A 14,928-nucleotide genomic window follows, 5' to 3' on the forward strand; every position below is an offset into this window, starting at 1 on the left:
TACACCGCACCCCGTACCCGCCGAGTCCCGAAGTACACAAACTCAATCGTTCAGAGCGGCGCGGACAGTGTCGAGGCGGGTGGTGTAGCGGGGCCAGGCGAAACCGGTTCGGGTGTAGGCCGTGGTGGTTTCGGTTACCAGGGTGGTGGCTTGGTCGCGGTTGCCTTGGGCTAGTGCGAGGGTGGACGCTACTGCGCGCGCCGCGAGCCAGGACGTGCTGTGCTCGGGGGTTTCCGCGAAGACCGCGTCCAGCAGGCTGGCGGCCTCGTCGAGTTCGCCCTGCAGGACCAGCAGGTCGGCCAGGTCGATGTACGCGTGCGTCACGCCGCTGTCGTCCGCGATCGCATACTCGACCGCGGCCCGCAGGAACTTCTCGCCGGCGTCGAGATCCCCGCGGGCGATCGCGACCAGGCCGCGGATCACCTCGTTGAGCGGGAGGATCTGCCGGTCGTCGAGCCGCCGCGCGTAGTGGTCGGACTCGGTGGCTGCCTGCAGCGCGTCGTCGTACCGCTCCAGGCCGATCAGCGCGCCGGCCAGGTTGCTGAGACCGCGGGAGAGGCCGTGCTCGTCGCCGTACTCGCGGTCCGCGACGATGCACGTCTCGTAGCATTCGAGCGCCTTGGCCGGTTGGCCTGTGTAGACGTACAGCGTGCCGAGCGCGTCGGTGCACGCGGACAGCCTGCGTTCGTGTTGCGGCGAGGTCCGTGCGAGGTCCTGACCGGCGAGCAATGGTGTGAAGGCGTCGCGGAGATGACCGCGTTCGATCTCCACGATGCTGCGGTAATAGAGCGCGGTCAGCGTGAGCGTGTCGTCGTCCTGCGTCCGGGCGAGCGCCTCGGCCTCGGTCAACGACTCGGCGGCGTGGTCGAACTGGCCGCGCATCGTCAGTACGAAGCCGCGATTGCTCAGCGCGGTGACCCGCTCGGCCGTGGTCGCACCAGGCGCGTCCGCGAGTGCGTCGAGGTGTCGTGCGGCCTCGGCGTACATGCCGCGGATCAGCCAGGGCGTGTGCAACGCGAGCGCCAGCCGCAGCCCGACCACCGCGCGGTCGGTCCCGGGTGCGCGGTCCAGTACGTCGAGGAGGTTCGACCACTCTGCGAAGACCTCGGCAACGGACTCGGCCGACGCGAAGTCGTCGTCAGAGCGGCCGACCGCCTCGACGAAACCGACCGCCCACTCCAGCTGCGCCGCCCGCGCCAGCTCGGTCTCGCCGGCCTCCTCGAGCTTCCCGAGCGCGTAGTCGCGCACGGTCTCCAGCAGCCGGAACCGCCGCCCGTTGACGGCCTCGACCGTCAGCAGGCTCCGGTCCGCGAGCTCAGTGAGCGCCGGCGCTACGTCGCGCGGATCGACCGCGACCTGTTCTGCTGCTTCGAGTGTGAAGCCGCCCGCAAACACAGCGGTGCGGCGCAGTACGGTGCGCTCCGCGTCGCCGAGGAGCTGGTGACTCCAGTCCAGTGCCGCGACCAGACTGGTGTGCCGCAGCTGCGCATCCCGCGCACCGGCGACCAGGAGCCGCATCCGGTCGGCCAGCCGCTTGGCGAGCTGCGGCACGGTGAGGGTCCGCGTGAGACCAGCAGCCAGCTCGATACCGAGCGGGTACCGGTCAACCGCCGTACAGATCGCTGCAACCTGTTCCGGGTCGGCTCCCTGCGCGTCGACGGCGGACCGTTCGCTGAACAGCCGGGCCGCGTCCAAGGCGTCCAAGGGCCGCATCGGCCGGACCTCTTCGCTCGCCAGCTGCAAGGGTCGCTGTGAGGTGACCAGGACCGTCAGCGCCGGCGCCCGCTGCAGCAATGCGGCCGCGATCTCTGCGGTCTGCTCGACCACGTGCTCGGCGTTGTCGAGCACCAGCACCGAACCGTCCAGCGCCGCCGCGGCCGCACCCAGCGGATCGTGACCGCCGGCATCATCACCCGCAATCGCTTCCAGTACGGCGCTCTCACGCTGCAACGGCGCTAGCTCGACCAGGCGTACGGCGCGACCGGCCACCGCACGCGCCGCCTCGAACGCGAGCCGGGACTTGCCGCTGCCCGGACCGCCTGTCAACGTGACCAGACCGGGCTCGCCGAGCCGCTCCACCAGCGAAGCCAGCTCTTTGTGGCGCCCGACGAAGCTGGTCATCGGAGCCGGGAGCTTGACCGTTGGTGCCGGGGTAGGGGGTGCAACGGCTTGGGGGAGCAGGGTCGGGTCCTGCCGGAGCAGCCGCAGCTCCATCGCGGCGGTGTCCGGAGCTGGGTCCACGCCGAGCTCGTCGGCCAGCCGTCCCCGCAGCTTCGCCAACCGCGTGAGTGCGTCCGCCTGCCGGCCGGTCCGGTAGAGAGACAGGGCCAATAGGCACCAGAGCCGTTCGTGCAAAGGGTTCTCGGCCGCCAGAGCCTCCAGCTCCCGTGCGGCCTCGGCGGCATGCCCGAGAGCGAGTTCTGCGTCCAGCCGCTCGACCTGAAGCGCCAGACGCCAGGCGTCCAGTTGCTCGCCTTCCACCACGGCGTACGGGACCGTGCGCAGATCGGCCAGCGACGGCCCTCGCCACTGCGCGAGCGCGGCCTGCGCCGCCGTACGTACGGCGAAGTGGTCGCCGGACCGCGCCGCCGCATGCATCTGCTCAGCGGCTGCACGGGCCGCGGTCAGGTCGGTGAGCCGCGCTGCGAACGCATAGCCGCCGTTGACCCGGACGAGCGACTCAGGGGCGTCGATCGCGCCGCGTAAACGGGACGCGAGCACCCGCAACCGCTCCGTCGGGCGGGCCAGATCGATGTCCCCCCACAGGTCGGTCGCCAGCCGATGATCGGGCACCGACAGGCCGCCGGCCAGCGCCAACCGGACCAGCAGCGCGCGCTCGAGCGGGCGGTCGACCGCGACCGGATTGCCCCCGAGCCTGACCGCGAGAGGCCCCAGGACGAGGACCTCTAACTGTGGTGACTCGGGCGACATACCCGAAAGTATTGCAGTGAGCGTTCACAAGCGCTCTGTAATTCTCAGCCGCGAGAGGACTACTTGATTGAGATTTGGGGTATCACTGTTCGGCCAACTGCGCGGCGGCCGACAGCGGGATCGGTAGCCAGCTCGGGCGGTTGCGGGCCTCGTAGAGGGTTTCGTAGATGACCTTGTCGGCGAGGAACGCGTTCAGCAGCACGCTCTGCTCGCGTGGATCGCTGCCCGCCGTCTCGGCGTACCCGTCGCAGAAAGCCTGCTGGTTGCGGTTCACCCACTCGGCCGCGCGGTACGCGATCTGCTGGTCGCCCTGGTGGTCGGCCAGCAGCGACCGGGCCGCGTAGTCGAACGAGCGCAGCATCCCGGCGATGTCCTTCACCTCGGTGTCCAGCGCCCGGCGCTCGACCAGCGACTTCGCCGGCTCGCCCTCGAAGTCGATCAGTTTCCAGCCGTCGATGGTCCGCAGCACCTGCCCGAGATGGAAGTCGCCGTGGATCCGCTGCACCGTCACCGGCTGGCCGTACGCCGCCAGCGCGTCGAACGCCCGCGCCAGTCCGTCGGCGTACGGCGCGAGCTCCGGGATCGCCGCCGACGCCTTGTCGAGGCGGCGGCGCATCGCGTTCGCGTGCTCGACCAGCTTGGCCGGCTCCCAGACGTCGGTGCCGAGCGCCTTCGCCAGTTCGGAGTGCACCTGCGCCGTGCTCGCGCCGAGCCGGTGCGACTCGGCGGCGAAGTCACCGCCGACCTCCTCGGCGTGCAGGTCGGCCTCGGCGTACAGGTCCCGCACCGACGAGGTCGCGAACGTCCAGCCGTCGGTCGCGTTCTTCTGGAACGCCGTCATCATCGCCAGTTCACCGCTGTCGGTGCCGCCGCCCGCGCGCGGCCACCGACCACGCGCGGATCCCAGTACCTCCGGGACCAGTTCGGACCCGGACTCGGTGAGCGCCGACTCGATCTCGACCCCCGGGTTGCTCCCGGGCTCGAGCCGGCGGAACACCTTCAGCAGCGCGACGTCGCCGAACACCAGCGACGTGTTGCTCTGCTCGACCGTGAGGACCAGCGACTGCGCGTCCTCCGGCACCTCGATCGAGCCTTCCGGCGCCCGGACGGGATGGAACTCCAGCCCGTCCAGCTGCCGTCCGTGCGTGATCCCGTCCAGCCAGTACGGCGTCGCTTCCTTGTCGTGCAGAGCGTCGTACACCCAGACCTCGGTGTCGCCGAGGTCCGGTTCGGTCCACTCACCGACCAGCGCGTGGCCGAGGTTCTCGACCGGCGCGCGGTGGTAGCTGAGCGGCAGCTGGTACACCCGGATCGGGGATTCCGCCCCGGGTGGGCCCGCACAGTAGACGAACCCGATCCGGACCGCCGGCCAGGCGTCCGCGTCCGACAGCCACGTCGACGTGGCCACCGCTTCGACGTGAACGTCGTGTCCCTTCTCCCCGAACCACCTCTGGCTCGCGCAGAAGGACTGGACCTGGTCCAGATGGGAAGTCACTTAAATGCTCTCCTCATGCTTCTCCGACTGTGCTTCCGGTTTCGTCACCGGCAGCCGGAACCAGTAGAAACCGTGGGCGCCGAGGGTCAGAAGGTAGGGCAACTCGCCGATCGTGGGGAAGTGCACGCCGCCGAGCAGTTCGATCGGCTCGACTCCCTGCCACTGCCGCAGGTCCAGCTCGATCGGCTGCGGGAACCTCGACAGGTTGTTCACGCACAGCACCACGTCGTCGCCGAACTCCCGGACGTACGACAGCACGCTCGGGTTGGAGCCGCCCAGGTCGGTGAACGTGCCCATACCGAACGACGGGTGCTGCTTGCGGGTCTGGATCATCCGCCGGGTCCAGTGCAGCAGCGACGAGGCGTTCTCCATCTCGGCCTCGACGTTCACCGCCTGGAAACCGTAGACCGGGTCCATGATCACCGGCAGGCTGAGCTTGCCCGGTGTCGCGGTCGAGAACGACGCGTTCCGGTCCGGGGACCACTGCATCGGGGTGCGGACGCCGTCCCGGTCGCCCAGCCAGATGTTGTCGCCCATGCCGATCTCGTCGCCGTAGTACAGGATCGGGGAGCCCGGCAGGCTGAGCAGCAGCGCGGTGAACAACTCCATCTTGTTGGTGTCGTTGTCCAGCAGCGGTGCGAGCCGGCGGCGGATGCCGATGTTCGCCTTCATCCGCGGGTCCTGCGCGTACTCGCCCCACATGTAGTCGCGTTCTTCGTCGCTGACCATCTCGAGCGTGAGCTCGTCGTGGTTGCGCAGGAAGATGCCCCACTGGCAGGTGTCCGGGATCTCCGGCGTCTGGGCCAGGATCTCGGAGATCGGGAACCGCGACTCCCGCCGTACGCCCATGAAGATCCGTGGCATCACCGGGAAGTGGAACGCCATCTGGCACTCGTCGCCGCCGGAGTCCCGGTCGCCGAAGTACTCGACCACGTCGGCCGGCCACTGGTTCGCCTCGCAGAGCAGGACGCGGTCCTCGTAGTTCGCGTCCACCTCCTTGCGGACCCGCTTCAGGAACTCGTGGGTGCGGGGGAGGTTCTCGCAGTTCGTGCCGTCGACCTCGAACAGGTACGGCACGGCGTCCAGCCGGAAACCGTCGACGCCCAGGTCGAGCCAGAACTTCAGCGCCTCGATCATCGCGTCGCCGACGGCCGGGTTCTCGAAGTTCAGGTCCGGCTGGTTCGAGTAGAACCGGTGCCAGAAGTACTGGCCGCGGACCGGGTCCCAGGTCCAGTTCGAGGACTCGGTGTCGACGAAGATGATGCGCGCGTCGGCGTACTTCTCGTCGGTGTCGGACCACACGTAGAAGTCGCCGTACGGGCCTTCGGGGTCCTCCCGCGACGCCTGGAACCAGGGGTGCTGGTCCGAGGTGTGGTTCATGACGAAGTCGACGATGACCCGGATGCCGCGGGCGTGCGCCTGCTGCAGGAACTCCGCGAAGTCGGCGACCGTCCCGATCTCCGGCATCACCTCGGTGTAGTGCGAGATGTCGTAGCCGCCGTCGCGCAGCGGCGACGGGTAGAAGGGGGGTAACCAGAGGCAGTCGACACCGAGCCACTCGAGATAGTCGAGTTTCTCGGTCAGGCCTTGCAGGTCGCCGATGCCGTCGGCGTTCGAGTCCTTGAAGGACCGCACGAGGACCTCGTAGAAGACGGCCCGCTTGAACCACAGCGGGTCACTCTTCGTCAGTCCGTGGTGCTGCTCCGGCAGCATGTCGGTCACGCTCACCTCCATCGGGTGTCTCCAAACCTAAGTTCCCTTACCCCGTTCGGGCGCACCTAAAAGGGGAGGGCAGTGCGTTGAGCCCGGACAACTCCCGGGAGTACTGCGGTGACGTGGTGACGCCGTCGGCCGGACGGGTCCGCAAGGCGTTCCGCACAGTCTGGCGGCCCTTTGCCAGTACAAGCAAATAGGGCACGCGATCCGGTCCTGCTGCGATTCGATGACGGCGCTTGCGACGGGCTTTGCCGCGGTCGCTTCACCGCAGCGGGATCACCGCTTGGGCGACCGCTCCTCACGCTGTTTCCCGGCCTGCTGGGCCGCACCACCACGCCCACCACCACGCCGATACCGCCGCTTCAGCCCCCGGACGTTCACCGACTGCAGTCCGGGGTACGCCTTGTCCGCGTTGACGTTCCGCCCTTCCTGGCCTTCGCCCGAAAGAATGACGGCATCCGGCTCCAACGGCTCCTGGGCATCCGTTCCCATCGTGTTCTCCTTCGAGCGGATCAGCCACCGTTACTGCGGTACTGCGTTGTGTTCCAGTCTCGGCCTCAACGGCCGTCACGACCACCGAACAGGCGCCGCTTGGGCTTCTGCCCGCCCTGCTTCCCAGCCTGTTGACCCTGCTGACCTGAGCCCTGCGCGTTCTTCCCACCGGGCTTTGCGACACCATCGTTGGCCACCCGCTGCGCCTGCTGCGCCTGCTGCTGCGACCCTGTCGACCCTTGCTGCTTCAGGCCGGCCTGCTTCTCGATGCTGCTCCAGGTACCGGTCTTGATCTCGCCGTGCTTCGGCACGGTGACCGTCTTGCCCTTGGCGTTCTTGTACGTGATGTGGCTGCCGCTCTGCCGGGACGGCGTGAATCCAGCCTTCTTGAGTTCCTTGTCTGCGTCGCGGAACTTCTTCGGCATTTACGGGACCTCCACGGTCACGACGAGTTGCTCGGGAACGCCCACCTCTTCTGCCAGCAACTGGAGCGCCGCCTTGAGATCTTCGATGGCCTCCTCCCGTGTCTCACCCTCACCGTTGGCGAACGCGTCCGGCGTCAGAGCCGCGGAGGCGGTCCACCCGCCGTCCTCGGTGTCCTCGGCAATCACGAATGGAACGGTGATATCGCGCTGCATTACGCCTCCTGGTTACTCAGTGTTGTCGAGATCGTAAGACCGAGGTGGGTCAGTTGTCCGGTATGTCAACGTCGACGACGAGTTGTTCGGGGGCGCCGGAATCGGCTACTACGCGGGCGATCTGGATGCGGAGGTCGTCGAGGGAGGCTTCGCGGGTCTCGCCCTCGCCGGAGACGAAGATGTCCGGGGTGAGCGCCGACTCGGCGATCCAGGTGCCGTCCTCGTCCTGGCCGACGATGAAGGGAAGGTGGAGCTGGCGTCGCACGGTCTCTCCCTGGGGTGTTCGCGCGGGTCAGTCGCGCGGGTCCGCGGCCTTGCGCGGACGGCGCGTGTACTTGGTGAAGCCGGCCCGCTCGGCGTCGTCCTCGGTGCGGAACCAGACCTCCGGTTTGGTGCGGCCGTAGTACGGCGAATCGGGCGTGTGGAACAGCATCGACTGCGCGTTCCCCTTGATCGTGAACCCATCCGGCGGCCCCTGGTGCGGCACCGCATCCGCCGACCCCTCGCCGTACCTCCCACCCGGTACGTCGGCTGGCGCTTCAGCAACCGTGTCAGCAGCCGGCTGGATGTGATCGAACAGGGTCGCCTCCCCACCCATCAACTGCGAAAACACCGGCTGCTCAACCTTGCCACCCGACCCCGCAGGATCCGCAGGAGTTGCTGGGGCTACGGGAGTTGCCGGAGCCGGGGCGGGCTCGGGCGCTGAGCTCGGCTGCGCCGATCTAGCCGCGGGGGCCTGCTGGTCCGACGAGATCGGCGGGGCCGACTGTGCCGGCTTGGCTGTTGGTGCTGGGGTGGCTCGCTCACCCGCTGGTGCGGTGGGAGCTGCCGGTGACGGGGTGGCTCGCTCGGCCGTTGGTCCGGCTGGTGCTGTCGGTGCAGGTGTGGGGGTGGGGATTGCGGGGGCTGGGCGGCGGCGGTCGAGGAGGGCCCAGGTGATGGCTGCGCCTACCAGGAACGCTAGGAGGGAGCCCAGCCAGTTGTCTCGTAGTAGCCAGCTCATCAGCGTGCTCCTCCGGCTGAGTGGCGGACGAGGCGGTGTACCAGCCAGGCGGCCGCGCTGCCCAGTACGAACGCGACCAGCAGCAGAATCCAGGTCTCCGCGATCAGCCAGCTCATTTCAATTCCCCTGCACTACTCGGATCTCGGCGCGGCGGTTCGCGATCCGCCCGGCGCCGGTGGCGTTGGATGCGATCGGGAACGCCTCGCCGTACCCGTGCGCGAGGATCCGGTTCGCGCTGACCCCGAGCCGCACCAGTTCGGCCTTCAGCGCGGCGGCCCGGCGCTCGGACAGCGGCAGGCTGGTTGCGGGCGAACCGAGGTCATCGGTGTGACCGGCCACCTCGACGCGCACCGTCGTACACGACTTGAGGACGGCGGCCGCCTTCACCACGGACGGTTTCGACGCGTCGTTCACGATCGACGTACCGGACAGGAAGTTGATCGGGTACTGCCGGCTGAACTCGGCCAGCCGGGTCGGGAAGGTGCGGCACGGCTCGCTGACCGCGGTCTTCGGCGGCGCCGGCAGCGCCAGTTCGTCCGCGATCACCGCGCCCGGTACGGCGGCCGCGGCGGCCCGGCCGATCGTCGCCTTGGTCGCCTGGTCCGGTACCTGACCGGACAACGTCACGGTCTCCCCGTCGTACCGCACCGAGGCGTCACCGCCGCCGATCGCCAGCGCCCGCAGCAGCGCGGACACCGTCGACGCGTCCGCGAGTCCGTTCGCGGCGTCGATCGTGGTGCGGTCGTCGTACTCGCGGTCCTCGCCGAGCACCTGGTCGACCTCGGCAGCGATCGCGTCCTTGACCGCCTGGCTCCGCACCGGCGCCTGCACCCGGATCGACCGATCCGTCCGCCCGACCTCGAACGCCGGTACGTCGGACTGCGCCGGCGTACTGCTGCTCGTCGGAGCAGGTGTCGGCGTAGCGCCGGCCGCCTGCCCGTTCACGAGCTCGACCGACCGCACGCCGTCGACGCCGGTCACGACCTCCCGGACCACCGCCGGATCTACTCCGGACGGCACGGTGACGCGCGCGTTCCGGCCGTCGAAGTCGACGCCGCCGGTCTCGATACCGCGTGCCTTCAGGGCGGCAGTGGTGCGTTCGCGGAGGTCGTCCTCGGTGGTGCCGGCCCTGGCGGGAATCAGCACAGCCGTCAGCAGTACAGGGACTGCGAGGGCCGCGAGCAACCAGATGACGAGCGGCCGTCGAACGAGACCGGGCACTGTTCCTCCGTGGATGCGGTCAGAGTGACCGTGCGCCAGGAGACTACTCCGCTTGGCGGGCCGATCGCACACCAGTCCGGGGAGCGTCGCGAGGTTTGCTGCGGTTTTGCTGTGGTTTGGCTGTCCTGTCTCGGACAGGACGCATATGTGCCAGCCCGGTGGGCGGCGAATCGCTTGACTTAGTTCGCGCCGTGAACCGTACTTAGGGCGGGCCGGTTCGACTGGGAGGGGCGAGCTTGTGATGCCGATGGAGAGGCCGTCCGATTCGTCATTGATCATCGGCGTGGCCGCGTCCACGGCCGAACGGGTACAGCTGGCCCGCCTGCTGGGCGGCGCCGACGCGCTCCTGCTGGTCTCGAACGCCGACCAGGCCCGCGCCTTCCTGGAGCTGACCGGCGTACCGGCTGTGCAGACCGTGGCGGCCGGGGAGCGTCGGATGCAGGCGGTGCGTGAACCGGAGCCGGTCGCGGAGCTGCGCCTGGACGTCCACCGCCGGGTGGTCCGCTGGAAGGACCGCGAGATGCCGCTGACCCGGCTCGAGCACGACTTCCTGCACTGCCTGGTAGCGGAACCCGGCCGGGTGTGGACGTACCAGCGCCTGCACCACGCCGTCTGGGGTAACGAGCACCTCGGCCACGGCTCGCACATCCACTCGGTCGTCAAACGCCTCCGCCAAAAACTCGCCGACCTAGGCTCCACGGTCACCATCCACGCCGTCCGCGGCGTCGGCTTCCACCTCCTCCCCGCCACCTAGTCGGCGCACAGTGGGGAATCCAGCAGGTCAGTTCAGGTTTGTGATGTGAAGGGACATGTCCCTTCACACCCTGTCCGACATGTCCCTTCACATCACATGTCATCCCAGGTGCGGTGGATTCCCCACTCCTTCCGGAAAGGGCTCGGCCCCCGGACCAGCTGGTCCGGGGGCCGAGCTTTCTTACTGCCTGCTTACTTGATCGACTTCAGGGCGAAGTCTTCGGTGACGGGGGTGCCGGCGACCAGCTTGGTGGTGCGGGTCTGGGGCTTGTAGCCGTCCTTCGCGGCGATCAGGGTGAGCGGGTTGTTGCGACGGTCGAGCCAGTAGGCGTACTTACCGTCCTTGTCGGTGATGAAGGTGTAGGACTGGGCCCACGAGTCCACCTGCACGATCGCGCCCGGAAGGGCGGCGGAGGCGCCGGACGAGCTGACGCCCGTGACGGTGCCCTGCAGCTTGCTCCACGTGGTGGGCGGGGTGACGACCATCGTCACGCCGACCGGAGCGACCGTGTAGGGGGTGTTCTCGCCGATCGTCACGGCACCGCTGTAGGTACCGGGCTGGTCGACGCTCGCGGTGAGCGTGACCTTGACGGTCGTCGACTGTCCCGGGGCCAGGGTGGCCTCGGTCTGGTCGATGGACAGCCAGCTCACGTCCGCCGACGACTCGGAGCAGTCCTCGAGACCCGGCAGGGCCTCACTGTCCGGGGTCGCGTTGAAGCTGCCGGACGAGCCGCCGATCTTGTAGAAGCCACACGCCGCACCACCGCGGTACCGCGGCAGGTTGGCGTTCGGCAACGCGGTCCAGCTCTCGGACGACGGGTCGTACGAGAACCCAGCGTTGGTGACCGCACCGGCCTGGACACCGCCGACGATCAGCAGCTTCCCGCCGGCGACGGCGTACGACGCCGCCCAGTGGTCGGCCGGAGCGTCCGCGATCGCGGTCCAGGAGTCGGCTCCCGGGTCGTAGACGTACGCCGCCTTCAGCGAGTTGGTGCCGTCGTTACCGCCGGCGCAGTACAGCTTGCCGTCGATGGCGCCGCAGGACGCGAACGCGACCGACTGCGGGTAGTTCGCCAGCGTCTCCCAGGCGTTCGCCGATGCGTCGTACCGGACGACCGTGTTGCTCATCGGGAGACAGCCGGAGGTGGTGCACCCGCCGACGGCGTACAGCTTGCCGTCGAGCACGGCCTGACCGGCCGCGGCCCGCGGGGCCGGGTTGGCGGCCAGTGCGGTCCAGGCGTTGGCGGCCGGGTCGTAGGACCAGGTCTCCGGCGCCGGGCCGGACGCTCCCCAGCCGGAGCTGGCGATGATCTTGCCGCCGATCACACCGACGCTGATGGCGTTGCGAGCACCCGGCAGCGGGGCGATCGCGGTCCAGGCGAGGGTGGCCGGGTCGTACACGTAGCTGTTCCCGGTCGACGCACTACCGTTGCCACCGGCAATCGAGTACGTCTTGCCCTCGAGGCTGACCACCCGGTTGTCCATCACGGACGCCGGGTAGTCGGCGATGTCGGTCCACGGAGCCGCCATCGGCTTCGCGGCGGCCGGCGCGGCGCCGGTCTTGCCCGACAGCATCCGGGCGAACGAGGTGTCCACGGCGAGCCGCTGCAGCGGTGCGCCGGGCCCGTTCTCCACCTGGGCCTTGGTCGTCGTGCTGCCGTTCGCGTTCTGCAGGACGAAACCGCTGTCCTTCTCACCGAACTTCACGTCGACGGGCGCGCCGCCGGTGTTCGTGACCTTGAACGACTTGGTCACCTTGCCGGTCGGCAGCTTCAGGTTGCCGGACACGGTGCCCGGCGTGACGGCCAGCTGGCCGGCCTTCAGCGTGTAGTCGGCCGTGGTCGTCCAGTCCGCCTCGACCCCGACGGTCGCGGTCGAGCTGACGTAGTTGCCGGCCTTGGCGGTGAAGCCCTGGTCGCCGTCAGCGGACGAGTACAGCCAGTAGAAACCGTCGTTCAGACCGGTGTCCTCGGGCGTCGCCACCGTGGTCGCGGACTCGGTGCTGCCGTCACGGGTGACGACGGCGCCGTTGACGAAGCCGCTCGTGTTGGCGTCCTTGACGTTGCCGACGACGATGCCGCCGCCGGTCGGCACACAGGTGACCTGGCTGCCGACGAGGACGTTGTCGACCTCCCACCACCATTCGTACGACGCGTCGTAGTAGTGGAACCGCACCTGGACCGCGGACTTGCCGGCCGCCTGCGGGATCGCGATCTCCTTGACGCCACGGACGTCGTCCGCCTGGGTGAGCACGTTGCTCCAGGTGGCACCGCCGTCGATCGACAGGTCGACGTCGGCCTTCTCACCGCTGAGATAGCTCAGGTCCTGGTTGAACCGGATCACCGGAGCGGTGACCGAGGTCAGGTCCACGACCGGGCTGACCAGCGACGTGTCCTGCGACCCGGCACCGCCGTACTTGTCGCTGTCGATGATCGCGAACTTGCCGCTGCCACCGGCCAGGTTGCCCCGGTTGCCCGGGTCGTCGAACTTCCAGACCTGACCGTTGCCCTTGTTGTCGACGACGGTCCAGCCGCTCGGCGTGGCACCGGAGTCGAAGGTCTCGTACAGGCCGTCCGAGCCCCACTTGTAACCGGGCGCGGTGCTGCACGAGGTGCCGTCGGCCGGTACGGCGATGTTCTGCGTCAGGTTGCCGGTGCCGACCGTGATCGGCTGGCTGACGGTCGTGTAGCCCGGGTACTTCGACTCGACCTTGAGCGAGTACGCCGCACCGGACGGGACCTTGAGGCTGTACCGGCCGTTGCTCGGGGTCGTGTAGTCGAACACGCCACCCGGGCCCTCGACCGACACCTTCGCGTACAGCGGCCAGCCGTGGCCGGAGCCGTCCGTGACGGTGCCGCCGACGCTCACCTGCGGAGTGCTCACCAGAGCGAAGTTCTTTGTGGTGGTCTGACCGGTGATGATGGTGGCGGTGGCGGTCTGCGTCGCGTAACCGAACGAAGCGACCGTCAGGTTGTAGTCGCCGGCCGGCAGCACGGACGAGAACGTGCCGTTGCTGCTGGTGGTCAGCGTCTTGTCAGGCTGGCCCTCAGCCTTCACCGTCACGCTGGCGCCGGCGAGAGCGGCACCACCGGTGGCGGCGGTGACGGTGCCGGAGAGCGTGCCGGTGTCGCCGATCGGCGCCGCGTTCAGGAGCGCCAGCGCGTCCAGACGCCCCTGACCGAAGACGTTGTTGTTCGCGTCGGTGCCGCCGCACTGGCTGTTCGGCGTGTCGATCGCTGTCGAGTTCAGCAGCGCCCGCGTGGCGGCGACGTCACCCTTGAGGGACGGCGAGGCCGACCACAGCAGGGCAATGGCGGCCGTCAGGTGCGGTGTCGCCATCGACGTACCGTTGAACGCGCCGTACGTGTTGCCCGGCAGGCTGGAGCGGACGTTGACACCCGGGGCCGAGATGTTCGGCTTGATGGTGCCGTTCTGGCCCACACCGCGTCCGGAGAACGACGCGATGTTGTTGTTGATGTCGTAGGCGCCGGCCGAGTAGTTGCTCGTCAGGCTGCCCGGTGAGCCGGACGTGTTGCAGCCGCCCTCACCGCTGTTGCCGTTGGCGAACGTCCCGAAGATCCCGGACGCGGTCCAGGCCAGGGTGATGTCCTCCATGAACGGGTCGTTCGACGGCAGCGTCGAGCCCCACGAGTTGTTGATGACGTTCGGCCGCTTGCTCGCGTCCGGGTTCTGCCCGGCGAGGTCGGTCGGCTCGAGCATCCACTGGCCGGACGAGATCAGCGCGGCGTCGCTCGGGCAGCAGCCGTTCGCGGCGATCCACTTCACGCCCGGGGCGACACCGATCTGGTTGCCCGCGCCGTCGTCGCCGACCATGGTGCCCATCGTGTGGGTGCCGTGGCCGTTGCCGTCGGCCGGCGCGTTCGGCGAGGTGCCGGCCGCGTCGAACCAGTTGTAGTTGTGGTTGAAGGTGCCGTCACCGTTGTTGCCGCGGTACTGGTTCACCAGCGCCGGGTGGTCGTACTGCACACCGGTGTCGATGTTGGCGACGACGATCCCCTCGCCCTTGTCGCCGTACTGCGACCAGACCTGGTTCGCCTTGATGTTGGCGACGCCCCACTCGACGGCCTGTATCGCCTTCTCCTGCTGGCCCGGCGTGACCTTCGGTACCTCGATCTGCACGGGCGCATACAGGCCCTCGACCTCGGTGTGACCGGCCAGGTTCTGGGCGAGTTCGAGCGAGCCGCTCTCGATGCGGATCGCGTTCGTGCCCCAGAAGGACTGGTACTTCACGTGCTGCGCGTCCAGCTCGGCGCGGATCTTCGCCTGGCTGTCCGCAGCGGCCTTCTTCAGCGCGGCGGCCACCGCGGTGCCGCGCTCGTTCCAGTTGGTGATCTTGCCGGCGGCGGTCAGGTCGGCCTTCGCGGCGAACCGGACCCAGTAGTCCGTCGCGGACTTGGCGTCCTTGCCGTCCAGCTTCTCCAGCAGTTCCGGTTTGATCTTGGAGGCCGGTGTGGCCTCCGGCTTGGTGGGCGGTGAAGCCTGGGCCTGGCCGGCGGCGGCCAGACTGGTTGCGACGACTGCCACCGTCGCGAGGGCACCCACCAGTGATCTGGCGAGTCCCTTTCGGTGATGTGACATCTCTGCAGCCCCTCACTTGAAACGACCCCGAGTCGACTCCCCCGAGTCATTGCTGCAGGAGGGCGTGTGAACGCACCGTG

At 68.7% G+C, this 14,928-nt stretch carries 11 protein-coding genes; 1 reads left to right on the plus strand and 10 read right to left on the minus strand.

Translation table 11 applies throughout. From position 1 onward, the window contains the following. Positions 1-42: 42 nt before the first annotated feature. The 9 genes from ACLJOO_RS39205 to ACLJOO_RS39245 form a co-directional block, all read right to left on the minus strand. Complete coding sequence (locus ACLJOO_RS39205) at positions 43-2,931, minus strand: ATP-binding protein (RefSeq protein WP_410792981.1); 2,889 nt, start codon at positions 2,929-2,931, stop codon at positions 43-45. A gap of 82 nt (positions 2,932-3,013) precedes the next feature. After that, positions 3,014-4,426 carry a maltokinase N-terminal cap-like domain-containing protein gene (locus tag ACLJOO_RS39210; RefSeq protein WP_410792983.1) on the minus strand — a complete coding sequence of 471 codons (1,413 nt, stop codon included), beginning with the start codon at positions 4,424-4,426 and terminating at the stop codon, positions 3,014-3,016. After that, positions 4,427-6,160 (minus strand): maltose alpha-D-glucosyltransferase, encoded by a 1,734-nt coding sequence (treS, locus tag ACLJOO_RS39215; RefSeq protein ID WP_410792985.1) that lies wholly within the window; start codon positions 6,158-6,160, stop codon positions 4,427-4,429. Between the two features lie 258 nt (positions 6,161-6,418). Next, positions 6,419-6,634: a hypothetical protein gene (locus ACLJOO_RS39220; RefSeq protein WP_410792987.1), complete on the minus strand. Its 216-nt coding sequence runs from the start codon at positions 6,632-6,634 to the stop codon at positions 6,419-6,421. A 65-nt stretch (positions 6,635-6,699) separates the two neighbouring features. Continuing rightward, positions 6,700-7,059, minus strand: coding sequence for a type II toxin-antitoxin system HicA family toxin (locus ACLJOO_RS39225; RefSeq protein ID WP_410792989.1), 360 nt, complete (start codon positions 7,057-7,059; stop codon positions 6,700-6,702). Further along, positions 7,060-7,272, minus strand: a complete 213-nt coding sequence (locus ACLJOO_RS39230; RefSeq protein ID WP_410792991.1) for a type II toxin-antitoxin system HicB family antitoxin — start codon at positions 7,270-7,272, stop codon at positions 7,060-7,062. A 49-nt stretch (positions 7,273-7,321) separates the two neighbouring features. Continuing rightward, complete coding sequence (locus ACLJOO_RS39235; protein WP_410792992.1) at positions 7,322-7,537, minus strand: hypothetical protein; 216 nt, start codon at positions 7,535-7,537, stop codon at positions 7,322-7,324. 27 nt (positions 7,538-7,564) lie between these two features. Continuing rightward, a complete protein-coding gene (locus tag ACLJOO_RS39240) occupies positions 7,565-7,885 on the minus strand; it encodes a hypothetical protein (RefSeq protein WP_410792994.1) in 321 nt (106 codons plus the stop codon). 507 nt (positions 7,886-8,392) lie between these two features. Beyond that, complete coding sequence (locus ACLJOO_RS39245) at positions 8,393-9,496, minus strand: OmpA family protein (protein WP_410792996.1); 1,104 nt, start codon at positions 9,494-9,496, stop codon at positions 8,393-8,395. Between the two features lie 241 nt (positions 9,497-9,737). Between ACLJOO_RS39245 and ACLJOO_RS39250 the strand changes: the two genes are divergently transcribed. Continuing rightward, the gene (locus ACLJOO_RS39250) at positions 9,738-10,250 is read left to right on the plus strand and encodes a winged helix-turn-helix domain-containing protein (RefSeq protein WP_410792999.1); all 513 of its coding nucleotides are present in this window, start codon (positions 9,738-9,740) and stop codon (positions 10,248-10,250) included. A gap of 191 nt (positions 10,251-10,441) precedes the next feature. Here the strand turns inward: ACLJOO_RS39250 and ACLJOO_RS39255 are convergent, their stop codons facing one another. Next, positions 10,442-14,794 carry a S8 family serine peptidase gene (locus tag ACLJOO_RS39255; RefSeq protein ID WP_410793001.1) on the minus strand — a complete coding sequence of 1,451 codons (4,353 nt, stop codon included), beginning with the start codon at positions 14,792-14,794 and terminating at the stop codon, positions 10,442-10,444. Between the last annotated feature and the right edge of the window lie 134 nt (positions 14,795-14,928).

It is taken from the genome of Kribbella sp. C-35, assembly GCF_046549195.1.
In the GTDB taxonomy this organism is placed as follows: Bacteria; Actinomycetota; Actinomycetes; order Propionibacteriales; family Kribbellaceae; genus Kribbella.